The following is an 18,468-nucleotide window of genomic DNA, read 5'->3' on the forward strand; positions in this document are numbered from 1 at the left end:
GCTTATGGCGCCTGTTGTGAGGACGAGCCCGGGACGCCGGGACCTTCCTCGGGCGGCAGCAGATGAATGTTGAGCCGGTCACCATCGGCCATGGCCATGTTGATCTGCTCAAGGCGGTCATCGCCGCGCATATCGATATTGTCGAGATAGTCGGCCAGCCCCTGCTGGCGCGGTACCAGCGTGGCGTGCCATGCCGTTTGATCGCCCTCGAGCGTGACCTCAAAGCGATCTGCCAGCGTCGAGAGCTGACCATTGAGCAGCTGCATGATCAGGGTGGCTACACCGGCCGGATCATCGTCGATGCGTTCTCCGTTGCGGCGAATGCCCGCCTCGGAAAGTTCCATGGTTTCTTCCACCGGCGTCTCCAGTGACCACACCACGCGATCGCCCTGCTCGAAGCGGTAGTGGCCGCGGCCATCAATCTGCGTATCCAGATCGGCCAGATAGCGGGTCTGCTCAAAACGACCGGCCACATCGCCCTGGGCGGCCAGATGCTCGGCCAGCTCGTCAAGGCTCATGGCATGGGCCGGCAGGGCAGCCAGCCACAGGGGCAGGGTGGCCATGAGAGCGGTCAGTGACCGTAATCGCGTGCGGTGAGACATGTAACTCAAGCTCCTGGGCCGGCAGGACAGCGGATGTCCGTGGGTTAACGGGGTGGGCGTGCGTTTGGTTTCTCGGACTGCCAGAACGGGTAAAAGTTGAACCACTGTAGCGGATAACGACAGCAGAAATACTCAAGGCGCGTCACAAAGTGCGCCATGGTTTCCTGCATCCAGGCATCGCGCTCCCGGCGCGACAGACCCCCGGCGTCCCCCAGCGATTCAAAGTGCACATGATGCGCCTGCCCCTGGCGGGCGCAGACCAGCAGATAGAGCGGACAGCGCAACAACATGGCCAGCCAGAAGGCCCCCTCGGGGAAGGGCGCCTTTTGTCCAAGAAAGTCGATCCAGCGGCGCCTGGCGCCTGCCTCGATGGGTTCGCGATCGGCAGCAATGACCACGAAGCCGCCTTCGGCCACACGGGCCTGAAGTCGCTGCGCCGTGGCAGGACCCATGTCGCTGACCTCGATCATCTCGACCGGTATGGGACGGTCAATATCGGCAAACAGGGAGTTGAAGCGCTGGGCATGCTGGGTATGCATGACCACGCTCATTTTGAGATCGCGCCGCAGGCGGCCCAGCGCCTGGCAGACCTCGTGGCTGCCCAGATGGGTGACCACGATAATGCCGCCCCGGCCGGCATCAATGGCGGCCCTGAGCGTCTCGCGCTGTTCGATATGAATGGATTCGGGGCCAATGCGCCCGTAAAGCGCCAGCACCTTGTCCAGAATGGCCGTGCCAAAGGTCGTGAAGTGGCGCACGGTGGCCATGCGCGGAAGCGAGACCGACGGGCAGAAGGTCTTCAGGCGACGCTGATACTCTTTTGAGGCGCGTCGGGCAATCGGTCGACGCAGCCAGTAATAGAGCCCGACAAAAAACAGGACGCCCTGATAGGCGCGGGCGCCGAAGCGGTCATGAATGGCGAGCATCAGGCGAATGCCCTTGAGCGAACCGGACTCGCTGATGGCCGACCAGTGCCGGGTGGGACGTCTGCGTTGTGGTGATGTCATGAAGAGCTCTTGTGTTGCGCGTCGCGCCCGGGCCGACAGCGCATGAGCAGCAGCTTCGGCAGTCGTATCAGCATGCCCAGCGTCAGGCGCAGATGCATGCGCGCCATCAGGACATTGTCACGAAACAGACGAAAATGGGACACGCCGTCCGTTGGGTAGGTGACCCGCACCGGCAGATTATCGACCGGCTTTCCGGCCCAGAACCAGCGCACCAGTACCTCGGTATCAAACTCCATGCGATCGCCACAGTCGTGGCGCGCCAGCATGGCGTTGACCTCGTTCAGCGGATACAGACGCACGCCGCACATGGTGTCGCGCAGGGCAGTGGAGAGCGTATTGCACCACACCCACACATGGGTGATGTAGCGACTGATGAAACGGTGCAGCGGCACGCTGTGATCAAAACGCGGATAGCCGATCAGGAGTCGCTCGGGCTGCTGTCTGGCGGCCTCGATAAAGGGCGGCAGACTCAGCCGGTCATGCTGGCCGTCGGCATCCACCTGAAGGGCGTGTGTAAATCCCAGCGATTGGGCATGCGAAAGCCCGCTGCGTACGGCATGGCCCTTGCCCTGGTTGCGTGCAATACGCAGCAGATGCACGTCACTGGCCTGCGCCAGCCGATCAAGCACTGCCGCGCAATCAGCATGGCTACCGTCATCGATGAGCACGATGGGCAGGTTCAGGTCAGCCAGCCCCTCGCAGGTGGCCACAATGGCATGCTCATGGTTGTACACGGGCACCAGCACGCAGGGGGAAAACGCGGCGCCTTCGCGGGCATGGTTCATGAAGACTCCCGGTTATCGGTTGCGGAGGTGACACCGAGCAGGCGCAACTGCAGATGCTGACCGCGATGTGAGCTTACGGTGACCTGCAGGGCGTCAGGCTTGCGCGTCAACGTCATGACCGCGCGATCACCGGGTAACAGCGGGGTGGGAAAGCGTACCCGGCGCATGTCCCGCCACTGATCGCGGGCATCGAAAAGGCGTTCGGCCTGCTGGCGGGCCCAGTGAATCAGGGCAATGCCGGGCACGATCGGACGCCCGGGGAAATGACCTTCCAGCGCCGCCAGCCGCTCGGGGATCTCAAGCGTGACCCGGTGCTGGTCGGGTTCCGGCGACTCGATATCCAGCCAGCGTGGCTGGCGTCGGTCATCAAGATCGTCAAAGAGATGGCGCGCCATGGCCCGGGTCAGCTTGCCCTGGGCGTTGACCGGCAGCTGTTGCACGAAGCGCCAGAAGCGCGGCAGCACCACGGGTTCAAAGGCGCCGGCCAGATGCTGTCGCAGGGCGCTGATGAGCGCTCGGCGCGTATCGTGATCATGGGCAATGCTGTCCGGCACCATGGCGATGACCGCCCCGATGCGTCCGCCCGAGTGATCGATGGTCAGGCAGCGAGCTGCCAGCACACCCGGGAAGGCCTCGAGGTGATGGGCCAGGCCCTCAAGAGAAACGCGCTTGCCGCCCACCTTGACGATGCGATCGGCACGCCCATGCAGGGTGAAGCGCACAGGGTGATCGCTGATCAGACGAATGTGATCGGCCTGCTCATGCCAGCACTCGGGTTCGGGAAGACGTGCCGAGCGCAGCAGGGTGCGCTCACCGTCGCAGCGAAGTCTGACATCATCGAGTGCCTGCCAGGTCGTGTCCTGACAGGGCCGGCGCCAGGCGATGGCGCCGCTTTCCGAGCTGCCATAGATCTCGATGAGCTCACTGCCCAGCACGGCTTCGGCCTGTGCGGCAGCCTCATCGGTCAGCGGTGCGGCGGCGCTGAAAATGCGTGCGGGGCCACGGTCGGGCATGCCGATCGAGCTGCCGGGCAGGCGGGAGAGCTGCGGTGGGGCGCTGATCAGGGCGCTGACCGGCACACGGGTGAGCCATTCGGCCAGTGTCTCGGGCCAGGTCACGATCTCAAGGCCAAAGGGATGTGAGGTCGCAAGGGCCCTCAAAAGCCCGACGGTGAGCCCCCAGGTATGCTGATGGCTGACCTGACTGACCACGACACCCTCTGCCAGCGGCCAGTGTCGCTCAAAGGCGGCAACTTCTGCCTCCAGCTGGCCCAGAGTGCGAAAGATAGGGGTCGGTTCCCCGCTGGAGCCGGAGGTAAAAAGCACCACGGCGCTTTGATCCGGTGACAGCGTTGATGCAAGCGTGTTGTTGGTAACCGGCAGTGGTGCCGGCGGGGCATCCGGCAGCTCGCCCAGCAGGATCAGATCCCGCTGGCGCAGCTGCGTCACGGTCTCGGGCAGATTGTCACCGGGCAGCCAGACCCGGTGACCGGCGTGCCACAGGCCGAGCAGGGCGGCGGTAAACCGCCAGGGATTACTGTCATAAAGCGCCACATCCCGGCCAGCCGGCAGAGATGTATTTGCCCAGGCCGTGATGGCCTGACACAGCTCTCCCCGCGTGCGAGCCTGTTGGCCCGAGCAGGCCACAATGTCGGTGGCATCACCCTCAAGCCAGGGACAGTTGATCAGCGAGGGTCTGGTATCACCGGAAGGAGTCATGGCTTCACCGTGCTGCGTCGAACATGCTGGCGCACCAGCCATTCACCCACCATCAAAAGCGCTGCCAGCCCATAGCTGATGGCGCCGGCCCAGACCTGCCATACGTGCAGGGGGGCCCAGAGTGCGAGCACCAGTGCGACCAGCGCATTGAGGCCCATGAAAATGCCCCACACCCAGGTGACCCGGCGGGTATAGCGCACGCCGCTGGGCGGCAGATCGGGCTCCGAGAGACGTGCCAGGCGCTCGACCAGCGGCGTAGTGCGCAGACTGCCCAGAAAGAGCAGCGCCAGCGATACGTTGACGATGACTGGATATAGACGTACACCCAGCTCCGCCTGCCCACTGACCAGCAGCACCATCAGCGTTGCCAGCACCAGAGCCCAGCGGATGCGATGCTCACCTGCCAGCCAGTGGGCGCCTGCCAGCACCATGAAGGTCAGCAGCAGGGCGTGAATGCCCCACAGTGGCAACACGATCCACAGGGCAGCCGGAAACAGCACCATCGAAAGCGGGGATGACCAGTGGCGTGGGCCGGGACGGGGGACAGGCATGGCTCCCATCAGCACCTCAGTCGCTGCGGCGCTCGGCGACCAGCATGCTGAGCTTTCTCAGGCTGGCAAAATGTTCCCGGTTTTCCTCGGCGTCGCTGTCCAGGCGGATGCCGTAGCGCTTTTGCAGCGCCAGACCCAGCTCCAGTGCATCGATGGAATCAAGCCCCAGCCCCTCGCCAAACAGGTATGCCTCGGGGTCGATATCGTCAGCCGTAATATCTTCAAGCTCCAGCGCTTCGATAATCATGTTGGCGACATCGCGTTCAAGTTCGCTCAGTGATGTATCGGCCATGTCGTGTTCTCCAGAGTCCTTGTTGTCGTGCCATGACAGACGCATCCGCCGCAGGATGATCGTCTGCCACGGCATGTTCGGGCGGCATATGATGCCAGAACCGGGCGCCTTTGGGGCTATTCGCCAGGCGTCGTGTGTGTCTCGCCAACGGCCTGCCAGCGCAGGGCCGGGGCACGCGTGATCAGATCACACCGGCCCATCAGCCAGTCCGTCAGCAGCGGTGGGGTCACGATTTTTGCCTGATCACCGGCGGTGTCGATGGCATGGGCCTGCAGGCGCACGGCGTCAGGGGCCGGTGACAGCGACAGTGTCATCAAGAGGGCGGACGGGTTCTGCGGCGCCTGCGTCTGGATGCGATAGCGCTCGGGAACCGGCGAGTCGGTCAGCACCAGCAACACGCTTTCGCATCCATCAGACAGATAGCCACGGGCTTCACTCAGCAGCGCCTCGAATTCTTCACCGGCGGCGGCCAGGGCGGCCATCGAGGCGTGATTATCAAAGGCGATCGAGTAGACGCCGAGCACGGCGTTGTGTACCGACAGGCCAAATCGGGCCGGCGAGAGTGGCTCGCCCTCAAACAGGGTATCAAGCATGTCCAGCGGGCGATGGCCGTCACCGTGGCGTGAGGCATGCAGCACGGGCATGCCCGGATGTTCATGGGCCCCCATCTCGCCCAGAAGCGTACATACGGCGCGCCCCAGCGGGGTCAGGCGCCGGCGCAGCATGGCCGGCACGCTGGCAGCGGGCGGCTTTTCATCGGTGATGACACAGGCAGGCATGTGCTCACCGGCCCGTTCGGGAAGCCAGGCGCACCAGCGGTGAAGGTAGAGCGTGGATAGTGCTGTATCGGCATGGGATGAGCAGTCCATGCGGGCCTCCCGAAAAGTGACATCTGATTGTAATCGGCAGGCATGAATTCATAAACCTGGAGTATGACAAACATTTCAGGTGATCATTGTGACTATCCCTGGCCCATGACCGCCACAATGGCATGGCAGCACATGTCCAAAACGGGTGTGATGATTCCCTGATTCAGGCCTGATACGGCTTTAGACGGAGTTTTGAATGTCGCTTTCCACAGACGACCGCAATCGCCGACGCTTCATGCGTCGCGCCCTGGCCCTGCTGCCTGTTGCCGGCATGGCGGGCACCCTGACAGTCTCGGGGCAGGCCCGGGCCAGTGAGTCACGCGAGCGGTCTGATGCGCTCGACATGACGGCCCGCAACAATATTCTTTACTGGGGCGCTGACCCCAGTGGCCAGCGTGACAGTGCGCCGGCATTTATTCGTGCCGCGCGTTCCAGCATCGTCAACAGCCTTTACGTGCCCCCGGGGCGCTATGCGATCGGCCAGACCGTCGATCTCAAGGGCAAGAATCTCATTGGACCCGGGCGGCAGCGTTTCAGAAACGAGGGCAATGCCCTGCTGATGCCGTTTCACTCTTTGGGTGAGGGGGTCATGTTCACCGGCCATGGTCCGGTCGTGCGTGACCTCAACTTTGCCAGCGGTCGCAAGAAGGGCCGCTGGAACGGGACCTATATCGAGGGGCCCGGTTACAACACCGTGATCGAAAATGTCCACTTCGCCTCGGGCGGTTTCGGCATTCACGTGCGTGGCATCATGGTCAACTACAACCTGCTGCGCTGCACCTTTATCGGCATGGGGGTGGGTGTACAGGTAGACGATGAAAAGGGTAACAATTCCACCACGGCGCGCTTTGTCGGCAATGAATTCAACTACTCCGATAATGGCATCATCTTCGAGAAAAATGTCTATGGTGCGACCTTTCAGGACAATATCTTCGAGGCCATGAAGGGTGACGCCATTCGGGCCCGGCTGATCTATCGTTCCAGCTTTATCGGCAACTGGTGGGAGGGCCGCAACAAGGGCAAGGCGCCATGGCCGTGCGTGCGAACCACCGAAAGTCAGCAGTTCATGAACTGCTTTGCCTCATCCAATACCTGCGTTTATGGCTGGACCAACGTCTTCAAGGATGACTCGCACAGCGGTGGCATGGGTGGCGTATCGCTGGACGGTGGCGAAGTCCTGGTCCGCAATTCCACCGGCAATGCGCTGCGCCTGTCGCCGAGCTCGATACGCGCCGAGGCCGATGCCTGGAAGGAAGCCACGCCGCTGGTGATTCAGTCGAGCCATTCTGACAAGACCCGTCAGACCAATCCGATTGTCTTTCGTCACAGTGGTCCCGAGGGCGATGTGGTGTTTGATACCGACCGGGACACCAAAAACAAGGGCGTGTGGGATGGCGCCCTGCGCTTCGCCTCCCAGATCGATGGCGATGACAGGCTTTTGTATGACGACTACCGCGTCAATCGCGGCCGTCCCGGCGTGATCGGTGAGACGTCACTGATAGACAAGAAGGGCACGGTGCGCCATGCCCTGACCGGTATCTCTCAGTTCGTCAAATGGCGCAAAAGCGGTGACGGGCCGGGCTGTGACTTTTTCAGCCGCTGCGAGGCCGTCGACAAGGGCCAGGTAGAGTTTTCCTTCCCCGATGGTGAGGTGGAGCTGCGTGATCCGATCATTACGGTCACGGTAGAGGATGCCGGCATCGTTCATGACGGTATCGAGTACCTGGCGGCCTATTCCGGCTCGAGTAAATATCAGGCCTGGAAAGGCTTTCGCGTCCGCTTTGTCGAGCGCAAGAGCGGCCAGCCGACATTGCCTGAAAGCTTTAGCCTGTCGATCTTCCACCCACGCTGAGTGCGAGACCTGCCCGGCAGCGTCAGACGCTGTCACCTACCGGCGCCGGGCGGGGCTGCCTTTGAGGCTCGGGCAGGGCGTCCGGGCGCAGGCGTCGTGACAGCACATCCACCCCCATGTTGATCACGGCTGTCACCATCAAAAGTGCCACGGCCTGATCAAACATCAGGTACTCGAAACTTGAATCGATGTGAAAGCCCAGCGTGACCACGCCCAGCATGCCCAGAAGCGCGGTCTCGCGCATGATGACCTCGGCACGATAGAACAACAGCGCCAGAATGCCCGGGTAGACGCGTGGCAGCAGCTCATGGCTATAAAGATTGATTCCCCGGATGCCGGGTAGCCCTGGTCTTGTCTCATCGGCGTGACGCGCGGCCAGAAAGGCAATCAGGGCGCCATTGTGCAGGGACAGGGCAATCCATGCCGGCAGCAGCGATGGGCCGGTCAGCAGCAGCAGGATAAACGCCAGCAACAGCTCCGGTGTCGAGCGCATGATAATCAGCGTGCCACGACCCATGGCGCGTGTGGCGCGATTGCCAAAATGGCGGCTGACCAGCGGCCATGCCAGCAGCGCTACCATCAGCGAGCCCACGGTGCTCATTAGCCCCAGCAGCAGGGTGTTGCCAATGGCAGGCAGCAGATTCGGCAGATGGGCAAACCACCCGGGCAGCGCGGCAATATCGCCGCTCAAAAGCGGCTGGGGCCAGATGTCATGATTTAAAAACTGCCACAACAGCGTTGGATTGACGCTGGGCCAGGGGCCGAGCAGAAACGCCGTTCCCAGCATCCAAGGCAGCAGCAGGCGGCGATGCGCCCACCAGGGCAGCAGGGCAATCAACAGGTAAAAGGCCCATAGCAGGGCACCGCCTTCATGGTAGCGCCCCTGTCGAAAGGCACTTTCCAGATAGTAGCCAAGCGTTGGCAGGCCCACGAATCCCAGCAGTACGCTGGCGCGCAGGGCGCACTCAAAGCGATAGCGCGTATAGCCCGACAGGCGCTGCCAGGCCAGCGGCAGCTCCGTATAAATAAAGCGTGACAGCCGGTCGGTGTGCGGCGAGAGCATGTGGGCAGGACGGCGATCGATCTGAGCCAGAATTTCGGCATAGACCTTGGCGAAAGTGGCGGCATAGGGCAGGGCAATGGCGGCCAGTGCCGTGATCGCGGAAAGTCCGAAGACCTGCAGAAACAGCAGTGCCCAGAAGAGCTCGTGAATGGCACGCACAAAGGCGCACAGGGTGCGTACCAGCCGTGAGCGCATGAATATCAGCGCCAGCGGAAACCCGAGCACCATGCCCAGCGCCACGCCCCACAAGGCAAAGGTGACGGTCAGCAACAGGGCCCGCAGGGGCGATTCAGTCGCCGTCACATCCGGCAGGAGCATCCCCTTGAGCATGCGTCCCAGCTCGTGCCATGGGTCATGCGTGGTAATCGATAGATCTGCCCAGGGCAACAGTCCCAGTGTGATCACCACCATCGCCACGGTCAGGCGCAGCAGTCTGGCCCCCATGTTCTCGCCACGAAGCCAGCTGAACCAGCCGGCGGGGGTGTCAGTCCGGGGCATAAAGCACGTCAAGATCGTTGGGGGTCAGTTCGTGAGCGGGCGCGTCAATGATGATGCGTCCGTCATCCAGACCGATGATGCGATCAAAGTGCGCCAGTGCCAGCTCACGCTGATGCAGGGCCACCACGCAGGTGTGATGACGTTCATTGATCAGTTCGAGCAGTCGGGCGCCCTGGCGTGGGTCCACACTGGCCACCGGCTCATCACCAATGAAAACGGGGCGTTTTTGATAGAGCGCTCGCGCGATCGCCACGCGCTGTTGCTGGCCGCCGGAGAGCTGATCGACCTGGCGACGCAGGAGACCGTCAAGCCCGAGGGTCTCGGCCAGCGCGCTGATCTCCTGCCAGCAGGCCCGGTTGGGACGCAGCAGATTGATCAGATTCTGCCAGCGTGAAAAATGGGCCAGCCGGCCCATGTAAATGTTGTGATAGGCCGAAAGCACAGGCACCAGCGCATTGGCCTGCGGACACCAGGCACCCTGATCGCCCAGCTGAGCGCGCAGGGCGTCCAGCAGGGTTGATTTTCCCACACCGCTGCGCCCCAGCAGGGCGATGCGCTCGCCCTGTGAGATGCGCAGTGTCAGATCGGGAAAGACAATGTGATGGTCATGACCCAGACGGGCATGGTCGAACCCTGCAAGCATGGCAGGGGTGCCGGGTTCGACAGTAGCAGTTTCCAGCATGGCCTTATCGCAGCAGCCCCAGCTCCTGGCCAACCTTCTCGATGGGTGCATAGTCCTCATTGGTCGCCGGAATGAAGCCCTCACGCGGGAAGCTGGCCAGCAGATCAGGGTCGGTCATGTCCAGCAGCGCTTTTTGCACGTGTGCCGTGGCGTTATCGCCATAGTGATCATCCACATCTCCGCGAATGGTCCACTGATAGTCCGGATAGGCCGGTGTTGACCAGATCACGTGTACCTTGTCGGTATCCACACGCCCATCGGCGACCGCAGCGTCCCAGACCGTGTAATTGAGCGCGCCGATATCAAAGGCGCCCGACTCGACCAGTGCCATGGTGCGGGTATGATCGCCCGAGTAACCCACCCGGGAGAACACGTCGTCAGGCGCCTCGTTGAAACGCTCACGCAGATAGTAGTCGGGCATCAGGCGGCCGGAAGTGGAAGTCTTGGCACCGAAGGTAAAGGTCTTGCCCTTCAGGGCATCCGGTAGTTCTGACTGATCCGTTTCCAGCCCTGTATTGGCATTGGCGATGAAATAGGTCTTGAATTGGGCATCCTCGCGGCCCTGAGCAATCGCTTTGGAGCCGGGCACGATCTGACGTGCCTGTACACCGGTCAGGCCGCCAAACCAGGCCAGCTGAACCTGGTCGTTGCGAAAGGCACTGACGGCGGCCGCATAGGATTTGACCGGAACGTACTCGACGTCCAGACCCGTTTTCTCGGAAAGATAGTCGGCGACCTTGTCAAAACGCTCGACCAGCCTTGCTTCATCCTCATCGGGAATGGCGGTAAAACGGAAGGTGTCGGCGAGCGCCGTGGTGCTGAACATGACAAGGGAGAGGGCAACGAGCCTGCGCATCGGGGAAACTCCTCAGAAGCGTCGAGTAGGGTTGAACGTGCATGCTAGCACGCGCTGGCGCCTATATACGTCGTCGCTGATGTTTTTATGTGTGCCTTCCGTTGTCTGGCGTGGATTCACCAGACAATGGAAAACACAAAAAACCCCTCTCTGGAGAGGGGTCTTGTCAGGACAGACGGGGCCGATCAGGCGCCGATATCCTTGAGCGGCTTGCCATTCATCAGGTTCTTTTCGATCTTCTCAAGCGAGATGCCCTTGGTTTCGGGAATCAGCAGCAGGGTAAAGATGATAAAGACCACGTTGAGTACCGAGAGAATGCCAAAGGTCATGGCACCACCGATGACGGCAATCATGAGCGGGAAGAACTGGCCGATGGCAAAGTTGCCCACCCAGTTGGCCACCGTTGAGCAGCTCAGGCCGAAGTCACGACCGTTAAGCGGCTGAATCTCGGCGCACAGGGTCCAGATCAGCGGGCCTGCCGACATGGCAAAGCCGGCTACAAAGATCAGCAGCGAGCCCATGCCGACATACTGCAGGAAGGCAGACGTCGGCCCGATGACCAGAATCGAGGACAACACGGCCATGCTGGCGGCCATGACGGCAAAGCCGGTATAGAGGATGGGCTTGCGGCCCAGACGATCCACAAAGCCGATGGCGATAAAGGTGGCCAGTACGTTGACCAGACCGGTCGCCACGGTGCTCCAGAGCTGGGCGGCCGTGCCTTCAAAGCCCGACATCTGAAAGATCTGCGGGGCGAAGTACATGATGGCATTCATGCCGGTAAACTGCTGAACCAGCTGCAGACAGATGCCCAGCATGACCGAGCGGCGGAAATTGGGATTTTCCTTGAACATCTGAAAGCCGCGGCTGTTCTGCTTGGCATTGATGCTCTCTTCGATTTCATTCATTTCATAATCGATTTCCGTCTTGCTGCTGCGCAGTTTGGTCAGTACTTCGCGGGCTTCTTCAAAGCGGTCCCGCGAGGCCAGCCAGCGCGGGCTGTTGGGCACCATGAGTACCCCGATAAACAGCATGGCAGCAGGAATCATCAGCACGCCGAACATCCAGCGCCAGCTTTCGATATAGCTGAAGGCCAGGTTCGACATGAAAGCGGCCAGGATGCCGATGGTCACCATCAGCTGATAAAAGGAGATGGTGGTGCCACGAATACGCTCGGGCGCCACTTCAGAGAGATAAAGGGGTGCCGTAAAAGAGGCTACGCCCACGGCCAGGCCCAGCAGAATGCGGGCAAGCACCAGAATGTGCGGGCTTGTTGCCATGACGGCGACCAGCGCGCCACCAAAAAACAGCAGTGAGCTGTACATCAGCGCCTTTTTACGACCAAAGCGCTGTGAGACGGCACCTGCACCCATGGCACCCAGTGCCGCGCCGACCATCATGGAGCTGACAATCCAGCCTTCCATCAGGGTGGAGATCTGAAATTCCTTGACGATAAAGGGCAGGGCACCTGAAATGACGCCGATATCCATGCCAAACAGCAGGCCGGCCAGCGCGGCCAGGCCGCAGCTTAACCACACCATGGGGACGATGTCGGCATTCTTTACGGCATCCGGCTTGTCCTGATCCTGCTGCGCAGCGCCTGAGCTGCCTCCTGCGTGACCTACCATGTAACTTTCCTTATCCAGCGACAATGAAGAGGGATGGCTTAATCGTGTCAGCCATAAATTAACAGCGCCACTGCTTTTGTACTGCGCCATTATGGGCTTTTGCTGTCACGTGAAAATGATGGGTTTCGATAAACGGTGTTGTTTTTGGAAGCCCCGAAGAAATGGTTGCCGATCAGTGGCTGATTTCCCCGTAAACCATGCGCCGCATAATAAAGTCGTTAAGGTAGGGTAAGGCCAGCGATTATCATGACTTATTAGACCAAAGGCTGATGCTCTGGCTGTCATGGGTGGTCGTTCACCCTCATGACGCTTTTGAAAATCTCATCCCCAAGGTAAAGGAGTACTGATATCATTGTGTCTTCATGCAGCCTCGATGCCGCCGAACTATCCTGTCAAATGACACATGATCAGGGTCGCGCGCAGCCATGCCTGTGTTTTTGGCCCGCAAGCCATGTCAGATTATCGGTTCGACAGTGTCTACACCCGAACGGGCAGACAATGGGGCTGTTATCGCCTGCCCTGATGGAAGCGAAGCAATGTGTTGCGAGGATGGTGTCCTGATGTCTAACGTTGTCGGAAATCTACCAAACCGGGAAGGGAGCACGGCATGAGTGTGAATGACGACAACAGTACTGCTGTCGATCTGGCGCTTTTCGGTGCGCTGGGAGATCTTGCCCTGCGCAAGCTGTATGTCGCGCTCTATCATCTGGATCGCGAAGCGCTGATGGCGCCGGAAACCCGCATTCTGGGTCTGGCCCGCCAGGAATATGATAAGGATGCCTTCCGTGCTCGCGTACGTGATGCGCTGGAAACCCGCGTACGCCCCGATGAGCGTACCGAAGAAAGCATGAACCGGTTTCTGGCAAGGCTCGACTATATCGAGATCGAGTTTGCCTCTCCTGAAAGCTACAACCAGATTGCTCAATGGCACGGCAACAGTCCGCGACCACTGACCATCTATCTATCAGTACCGGCGCGTCTTTATGGCGAAATCTGCGCCAATCTATCCAAAAGCGGCTGTCTGGACGACGAGTCTCGCGTTGTCGTTGAAAAGCCGATCGGCTATTCGCTCCAGACGTCTGAAGAGATCAATGACGCCATTGGTGCCGTCTTTGATGAAAGCCGGATCTATCGCATCGACCACTATCTGGGCAAGGAAACGGTCCAGAACCTGCTGGCCCTGCGCTTCGCCAACCCGCTGTTTGGCAGTCAGTGGAACCAGAGTCATATCTCGCACGTCGAGATTACCGTGGCAGAAACGGTGGGGATCGAAGGGCGCTGGGGCTATTTCGACCAGGCCGGACAGCTGCGTGACATGGTCCAGAACCATCTGATGCAGCTTCTGTGCATGATCGCCATGGACCCGCCTTCCAATCTTGATGCCGACAGCATTCGTGACGAGAAGGTCAAGGTGCTCAAGGCGCTTCGCCCGTTTGAAGGTGAGCGTCTGAGCACTGATGTGGTGAGAGGCCAGTACATCGCTGGCACCATCGCCGGCAAGTCAGTGCCGGGGTATCTCGAGGAAGAGGGCGCCAATGTCGATTCGCGCACCGAAACCTTTGTCGCCTTCAAGACCGAAATTCAGAACTGGCGCTGGGCGGGCGTGCCCTTTTATCTGCGTACCGGCAAGCGCATGCCGGAGAAGCTGTCACAGATCGTGATTCACTTCCGTCCGCAGTCGCACTACATCTTTGATAACGATCAGCGCAGCATGGCGGCCAACAAGCTGATCATCCGGCTGCAGCCCGATGAAGGCATTGCCCTGCAGGTGCTGACCAAGGACAGCGGGCTGGACAAGGGCATGCGTCTGCGTACCGGACCACTGCATCTGGACTTCCATCAGGCCTTCCCGTCGGCACGTATTCCCGACGCCTACGAACGCCTGTTGCTTGAGGTCATGAAGGGTCAGCAGTATCTATTTGTACGGCGCGACGAGATCGAATACTCCTGGCGCTGGATCGATCGCATGATCGAAGGCTGGGAGGCGCGCGATATTCTGCCCAAGCGCTATCCGGCAGGCTCCTGGGGGCCGGTATCATCCATTGCCATGATCACGCAGGACGGACGCAGCTGGTATGAAGACTACTGAAACGAATGACCCGCGCACGCGTCTGGCACAGGACCTGGCCATCAGCGTGGCCGGCGCGCTGCGAGAAGATCTCGAGCAGCAGGAGCGCGTCATACTGGTGCTTTCCGGTGGCAGCACGCCAAAGCCTTTCATGCAGGCACTGAGCGTGCTTGAACTGGACTGGTCACGGGTGGATATTACGCTGGCCGACGAGCGCTGGGTGCCGACCGATCATGACGACAGCAATGATCGCTTCGTGCGCACCAACATGATGATCAATGCCGCGGCCAATGCGCGCTTTCATCCACTCGTCAATGACGAGCAGACCCCTGAAGCCGGGGCTGGGGAAGTAGGCGAGCGACTCGCGGGTCTTGCCTGGCCTGCCAGTGTTGTGGTGCTGGGCATGGGCGGCGATGGTCATACGGCCTCGCTTTTCCCGGACAGCGAGCAACTCAATGACGGACTTGAAAGCGAGGCCGTGGTAATTGCGGCCCGTGCGCCAAGTGTGGGGCAGCCACGCATTTCGCTGACGCGTGATCGTCTCATGCAGTCCCGCCGTCGTTATCTTCACCTTAACGGTGCAGACAAGAAGAGCGTGCTGGCACAGGCCATGGCAGGCAGCGACCGTCAGGAACTGCCGATTCGGGCTTTTCTTGATGCGCCACTGGCACTTTACTGGGCACCATGACACGATAAAGTACGCCCCGGCGCGTCAGGTCGTGCCGGGTCAATGAACAGGTGCGGGTCGAGGATGCCTGTCTTCGGCCCGATAGTACGGCGCGTGTCGCCGGGGTGATGATCAGGAGGTTTCATGGCATCGGACAAGCAGCTACCGTCCACACGTACGACCGAAATTGACAGTATCTGTCAGCGGACCACGGTAATCCCGGTGCTGACCATTCATCGCATCGAAGACGCCGTGCCCTTGTGCCGTGCGCTCTACGAAGGTGGTCTGACCGTGCTGGAAATTACCCTGCGCACGGACTGTGCCATGGAAGCGCTCTACCGCCTGCGTGATGAACTGCCCGAAGCCAGCATTGGTGCCGGTACGGTGCTGACACCCGCCCAGTATCGTCGCGCAGAAGATGCCGGCGTGGATTTCGTGGTCACACCCGGCACGACCGATCGTCTTTACGAGTACGGTATTCAAAGCCCGGTGCCGCTGCTGCCCGGGATTTCGACCGCCACCGAGCTGCTGACCGGCTGGCAGTATGGCTATCGTCGTTTCAAGTTCTTCCCGGCCGAGGCAAGCGGCGGTGTAGCAGCACTCAAGGCGCTGGCGGGCCCGCTGGGTGATGTCCAGTTCTGTCCGACCGGTGGTATTACGCCTGACAATGCGGCCAACTATTTGAAGCTTCGCAACGTCATGTGCGTCGGCGGCACCTGGGTGGCGCCAAAGGAAATGATCGACAATGAGGACTGGGACGGTATCCGCGATATCGCACGCGAAACGGTCGCTACCATCAAGCACTAAAACCATTGGGTTATCAGACGGCAGGGCATGAATGACCCTGCCGCTATCGGCTCTCTCGGCAGCCTCGGCTGTTGTTTTGCCCGTCTCGTTTTGAGGCGGGCTTTTTTTTGCCCCTAGTCGAGAAACCGGTTCAGGTAATCGATGGATGAACGGGTGCGCTCATACAGCGTGTCGTCCAGATCCAGCATTTGCCCGTCGCGTTTGGTGATGCGCCCATCCACGGCTACCAGCGATACGCTGGCCGCGCTGGCGGCAAAGATCAGCATGGCCGCCGGTTCCTGTGGCACCATGCCCAGATCAAGCTGGCGAGTATCAATCATGATGACATCGGCGCGCTTGCCGGGTGTCAGGCTGCCGATGATATCCCCCATGCCGATGGACTCGGCTGCAGCGGACGTTGCCAGCGACAGGAGATGCATGCAGTCCACGCTGGTCTGATCGCCGCTGGCGCCCAGTTCGGTCAGGGCAGCAGTACGCATGACGCCAAACATGTCGCCTCGGCCGGCCAGGGCGTTGCCATCGATGCCCAGCCCCTGGCGCCTGACCGGTGCAAAGTGGGAGAGTCGCGTCAGGCCATAGGAGACCCGGTGCTCGGTGACCGGCGTCAGGGAAAGACTGGCACCTGCATCGTTGAGCGCCTGCATGTGTTCGTCGCGCGCATCGGTGGCGTGAACAACCTGAAGTCCTGGATAGAGAAACCCTTCATCGATCAGTTTCTGGAACATCTCATGATGGCCGTCACCGCTGACGTGTACCGAGATCGGTAGCTCCATCTCGCGCGCTGTTTCATATTCACGCCGCTTGAGCGCCATGGCTTCCCGGTTCTCAAGATCCGGCGGCAGGCGCCAGGCCAGGCCCAGCGACAGCCGACCACCGGCGCCATGGTTCTGCCAGTCATCATGCAGCTCGGCCAGATGCTCGATGTCGGTCATTTTTTCGGTGGTCTTGCTCTGTGCGCCATAAAGCAGACGGGCGCGCAGGGGAGAGTGTGCCAGCGCCTCCAGTGCCGCTGCCGCATGGTTCGGGCTGCGGTTGCAGTCGAAAAAATCGTTGCTGGTGGTGACGCCGGCGCGAACGTTTTCCATCGCTGCCAGATACTCACCGACCCAGATATCCTCGGGCCGAAAATGATCGCTGAGCCTTTGTGTCACGGGAAAGAAAAGCGTCTGCTCTGTCTGCCCGAACATGCCGCGCATTTGCGTCTGCCACATGTGGTTATGGGTATCGACAAGGCCCGGCATGACAATCTGGTGGCGACCATCAATGATCTCGGCATCACCTGCCTCAAGCTGATGGCCCACGGCCTTGATCTCGCCGCTGTCGACCAGGATGTCAGCCTCGCGCAGGGTGCCGTGAGCCGGATCCATCGTCAGCAGGGTGGCGTTGCGTATGCACCAGCGCCCCGCTACTCGAGATGGAGAAGACGCAGGGCCTTTGGCAGCATGGACACCATGGGCTTTTGATAGCACCGCGGTACCGGCAAGGGCGCTCATGCTGCCAAGCAGGCGGCGGCGGGTGATGGGCAGAAGTCCGCGCATGTGGATCGCTCCAATGGTTAATCTGTATCAATACTCAAGGGGCCATCAGAGCGTAGACAAACAAAAAAGGCTGCCCATCCGGAAACGGGCAGCCTTAAGATGTCATGAAGGAAAGTGTCAGGGCACGCGGCAGGCGCGTACCGCTTCCAGCAGCGCGAACCACTCCGGCCGGCTCAGCGTCAGACCGGCATCGTGCACAAGTGTTTGCAGCCGTTCCGGGCGCAGGGTTCCCACAACTGCTCTGGGCTGTCCGGGAATGGTGTTGAGCCAGGCCAGCGCAATACCGGCGGGACTGACCTGATAGGCGTCGGCCAGCGCCTTGAGCACCTGGCCCAGCTGGTTTTCAAAGATGCGCCCGCCCCACAGTGGCGAGCCGGCAAGGCCTGCCATGTTATCCCGCTGCAGACTGTCCCACATGCCGTCAAAGAGCATCTGGCTGCGAGCAATCGACATCTCCATCTGCTGACAGGCCAGCGGTGTCTGCATGGCGGCCTGCAAATGACGCCACTGAGCCGGCAGAAAGTTGGCCACGCCAATCTGGCGCGCCCGGCCGCTTTCGATGATGGCATCCAGCGCTCGCCCGGTAGCCTCGACATCCATCAGCGGGTCGGGACGCATGAGCATGAGCGTATTGAGCTGCGTCAGGCCCAGTTGCTTCAGTACGCGATCCACGACCCCATCAAGATACTCGGGGCGTGTGTCGTAATATTTGGCGCCAAAGCGGTCGTCATTGTGCTGTGCCGGGACCACGCCAACCCGCATGTCAAACTGCAGTTGTCGTGCGCTATCCCCCGGAAGCTGGCCAATGGCCCGGCCCAGAAGGGTTTCCTGACCCTTCTCGAGATCGCTGTGGTCGAATTCGCAAAGCCCTTCATCCAGCCGCTGCTGAAACCAGGCCGCCAGTGCTTCCGGCGTTTGCAGGCTGTCGTAGTACGGTAACTGACGCAGACCGACCACGAAGGGCGCAGCTGTCATGCTCATCCGG

General features: G+C 60.8%; 17 protein-coding genes. 4 read left to right on the top strand and 13 right to left on the bottom strand.

Annotated features, from left to right (window positions below):
* Nucleotides 1–2: 2 nt before the first annotated feature.
* The 7 genes from IE123_RS11905 to IE123_RS11935 form a co-directional block, all read right to left on the bottom strand.
* Nucleotides 3–602 (bottom strand): LolA family protein, encoded by a 600-nt coding sequence (locus IE123_RS11905; protein WP_189518460.1) that lies wholly within the window; start codon nt 600–602, stop codon nt 3–5.
* Nucleotides 603–646: 44 nt separating this feature from the next.
* Nucleotides 647–1,609: a lysophospholipid acyltransferase family protein gene (locus IE123_RS11910; RefSeq protein ID WP_189518464.1), complete on the bottom strand. Its 963-nt coding sequence runs from the start codon at nt 1,607–1,609 to the stop codon at nt 647–649.
* Nucleotides 1,606–2,394: a glycosyltransferase family 2 protein gene (locus IE123_RS11915; protein ID WP_189518466.1), complete on the bottom strand. Its 789-nt coding sequence runs from the start codon at nt 2,392–2,394 to the stop codon at nt 1,606–1,608. Before IE123_RS11915 ends, IE123_RS11910 begins: the two co-directional genes overlap by 4 nt.
* Entirely contained in the window at nt 2,391–4,112 is a 1,722-nt protein-coding gene (locus IE123_RS11920) for an ApeI family dehydratase (RefSeq protein ID WP_189518470.1), read from the bottom strand. Before IE123_RS11920 ends, IE123_RS11915 begins: the two co-directional genes overlap by 4 nt.
* Nucleotides 4,109–4,663: a COG4648 family protein gene (locus IE123_RS11925; protein WP_189518471.1), complete on the bottom strand. Its 555-nt coding sequence runs from the start codon at nt 4,661–4,663 to the stop codon at nt 4,109–4,111. Before IE123_RS11925 ends, IE123_RS11920 begins: the two co-directional genes overlap by 4 nt.
* A 16-nt stretch (nt 4,664–4,679) precedes the next feature.
* Nucleotides 4,680–4,955, bottom strand: coding sequence for a phosphopantetheine-binding protein (locus tag IE123_RS11930; RefSeq protein ID WP_229819733.1), 276 nt, complete (start codon nt 4,953–4,955; stop codon nt 4,680–4,682).
* A gap of 116 nt (nt 4,956–5,071) precedes the next feature.
* Nucleotides 5,072–5,824, bottom strand: a complete 753-nt coding sequence (locus IE123_RS11935) for a beta-ketoacyl synthase chain length factor (RefSeq protein ID WP_189518473.1) — start codon at nt 5,822–5,824, stop codon at nt 5,072–5,074.
* Between the two features lie 196 nt (nt 5,825–6,020).
* Between IE123_RS11935 and IE123_RS11940 the strand changes: the two genes are divergently transcribed.
* Entirely contained in the window at nt 6,021–7,676 is a 1,656-nt protein-coding gene (locus IE123_RS11940; protein WP_189518475.1) for a right-handed parallel beta-helix repeat-containing protein, read from the top strand.
* Nucleotides 7,677–7,698: 22 nt separating this feature from the next.
* On the opposite strand, the gene IE123_RS11945 is transcribed toward IE123_RS11940, so the two are convergent.
* The 4 genes from IE123_RS11945 to IE123_RS11960 all read right to left on the bottom strand — a co-directional run bounded on the left by IE123_RS11945 (nt 7,699) and on the right by IE123_RS11960 (nt 12,403).
* On the bottom strand, nt 7,699–9,237 hold the full coding sequence (locus tag IE123_RS11945; protein WP_229819734.1) for a PhnE/PtxC family ABC transporter permease: 1,539 nt from the start codon (nt 9,235–9,237) through the stop codon (nt 7,699–7,701).
* The gene (locus tag IE123_RS11950) at nt 9,224–9,919 is read right to left on the bottom strand and encodes an ATP-binding cassette domain-containing protein (protein WP_229819735.1); all 696 of its coding nucleotides are present in this window, start codon (nt 9,917–9,919) and stop codon (nt 9,224–9,226) included. Before IE123_RS11950 ends, IE123_RS11945 begins: the two co-directional genes overlap by 14 nt.
* Before the next feature lie 4 nt (nt 9,920–9,923).
* Nucleotides 9,924–10,775 (bottom strand): putative selenate ABC transporter substrate-binding protein, encoded by an 852-nt coding sequence (locus tag IE123_RS11955; RefSeq protein WP_189518477.1) that lies wholly within the window; start codon nt 10,773–10,775, stop codon nt 9,924–9,926.
* Nucleotides 10,776–10,960: 185 nt separating this feature from the next.
* Complete coding sequence (locus IE123_RS11960; RefSeq protein ID WP_308430222.1) at nt 10,961–12,403, bottom strand: sugar porter family MFS transporter; 1,443 nt, start codon at nt 12,401–12,403, stop codon at nt 10,961–10,963.
* Nucleotides 12,404–13,010: 607 nt separating this feature from the next.
* On the opposite strand from IE123_RS11960, the gene zwf reads away from it, so the two are divergent.
* The 3 genes from zwf (at nt 13,011) to IE123_RS11975 (ending at nt 15,945) form a co-directional block, all read left to right on the top strand.
* Complete coding sequence (gene zwf, locus IE123_RS11965) at nt 13,011–14,492, top strand: glucose-6-phosphate dehydrogenase (RefSeq protein WP_189518479.1); 1,482 nt, start codon at nt 13,011–13,013, stop codon at nt 14,490–14,492.
* Entirely contained in the window at nt 14,479–15,159 is a 681-nt protein-coding gene (gene pgl / locus IE123_RS11970; RefSeq protein WP_189518481.1) for a 6-phosphogluconolactonase, read from the top strand. Before zwf ends, pgl begins: the two co-directional genes overlap by 14 nt.
* 123 nt (nt 15,160–15,282) lie before the next feature.
* Nucleotides 15,283–15,945 (top strand): bifunctional 4-hydroxy-2-oxoglutarate aldolase/2-dehydro-3-deoxy-phosphogluconate aldolase, encoded by a 663-nt coding sequence (locus IE123_RS11975; protein ID WP_189518483.1) that lies wholly within the window; start codon nt 15,283–15,285, stop codon nt 15,943–15,945.
* 113 nt (nt 15,946–16,058) lie between these two features.
* Here IE123_RS11975 and IE123_RS11980 read toward each other — a convergent pair whose 3' ends face one another.
* Both IE123_RS11980 and IE123_RS11985 read right to left on the bottom strand, forming a co-directional pair.
* A complete protein-coding gene (locus tag IE123_RS11980) occupies nt 16,059–17,483 on the bottom strand; it encodes an amidohydrolase family protein (protein ID WP_189518485.1) in 1,425 nt (474 codons plus the stop codon).
* A 117-nt stretch (nt 17,484–17,600) separates the two neighbouring features.
* Nucleotides 17,601–18,464, bottom strand: coding sequence for an aldo/keto reductase (locus tag IE123_RS11985; protein ID WP_189518487.1), 864 nt, complete (start codon nt 18,462–18,464; stop codon nt 17,601–17,603).
* Between the last annotated feature and the right edge of the window lie 4 nt (nt 18,465–18,468).

This window comes from Kushneria pakistanensis, from assembly GCF_014652795.1.
GTDB lineage: Bacteria > Pseudomonadota > Gammaproteobacteria > Pseudomonadales > Halomonadaceae > Kushneria > Kushneria pakistanensis.

What these genes read in the sequence shown, in the direction of transcription:
- IE123_RS11905 (WP_189518460.1), bottom strand. Translation starts at nt 602, where the DNA reads ATGTCTCACCGCACGCGATTACGGTCACTGACCGCTCTCATGGCCACC.
- IE123_RS11910 (WP_189518464.1), bottom strand. Translation starts at nt 1,609, where the DNA reads ATGACATCACCACAACGCAGACGTCCCACCCGGCACTGGTCGGCCATC.
- IE123_RS11915 (WP_189518466.1), bottom strand. Translation starts at nt 2,394, where the DNA reads ATGAACCATGCCCGCGAAGGCGCCGCGTTTTCCCCCTGCGTGCTGGTG.
- IE123_RS11920 (WP_189518470.1), bottom strand. Translation starts at nt 4,112, where the DNA reads ATGACTCCTTCCGGTGATACCAGACCCTCGCTGATCAACTGTCCCTGG.
- IE123_RS11925 (WP_189518471.1), bottom strand. Translation starts at nt 4,663, where the DNA reads ATGCCTGTCCCCCGTCCCGGCCCACGCCACTGGTCATCCCCGCTTTCG.
- IE123_RS11930 (WP_229819733.1), bottom strand. Translation starts at nt 4,955, where the DNA reads ATGGCCGATACATCACTGAGCGAACTTGAACGCGATGTCGCCAACATG.
- IE123_RS11935 (WP_189518473.1), bottom strand. Translation starts at nt 5,824, where the DNA reads ATGGACTGCTCATCCCATGCCGATACAGCACTATCCACGCTCTACCTT.
- IE123_RS11940 (WP_189518475.1), top strand. Translation starts at nt 6,021, where the DNA reads ATGTCGCTTTCCACAGACGACCGCAATCGCCGACGCTTCATGCGTCGC.
- IE123_RS11945 (WP_229819734.1), bottom strand. Translation starts at nt 9,237, where the DNA reads ATGCCCCGGACTGACACCCCCGCCGGCTGGTTCAGCTGGCTTCGTGGC.
- IE123_RS11950 (WP_229819735.1), bottom strand. Translation starts at nt 9,919, where the DNA reads ATGCTGGAAACTGCTACTGTCGAACCCGGCACCCCTGCCATGCTTGCA.
- IE123_RS11955 (WP_189518477.1), bottom strand. Translation starts at nt 10,775, where the DNA reads ATGCGCAGGCTCGTTGCCCTCTCCCTTGTCATGTTCAGCACCACGGCG.
- IE123_RS11960 (WP_308430222.1), bottom strand. Translation starts at nt 12,403, where the DNA reads ATGGTAGGTCACGCAGGAGGCAGCTCAGGCGCTGCGCAGCAGGATCAG.
- zwf (WP_189518479.1), top strand. Translation starts at nt 13,011, where the DNA reads ATGAGTGTGAATGACGACAACAGTACTGCTGTCGATCTGGCGCTTTTC.
- pgl (WP_189518481.1), top strand. Translation starts at nt 14,479, where the DNA reads ATGAAGACTACTGAAACGAATGACCCGCGCACGCGTCTGGCACAGGAC.
- IE123_RS11975 (WP_189518483.1), top strand. Translation starts at nt 15,283, where the DNA reads ATGGCATCGGACAAGCAGCTACCGTCCACACGTACGACCGAAATTGAC.
- IE123_RS11980 (WP_189518485.1), bottom strand. Translation starts at nt 17,483, where the DNA reads ATGCGCGGACTTCTGCCCATCACCCGCCGCCGCCTGCTTGGCAGCATG.
- IE123_RS11985 (WP_189518487.1), bottom strand. Translation starts at nt 18,464, where the DNA reads ATGAGCATGACAGCTGCGCCCTTCGTGGTCGGTCTGCGTCAGTTACCG.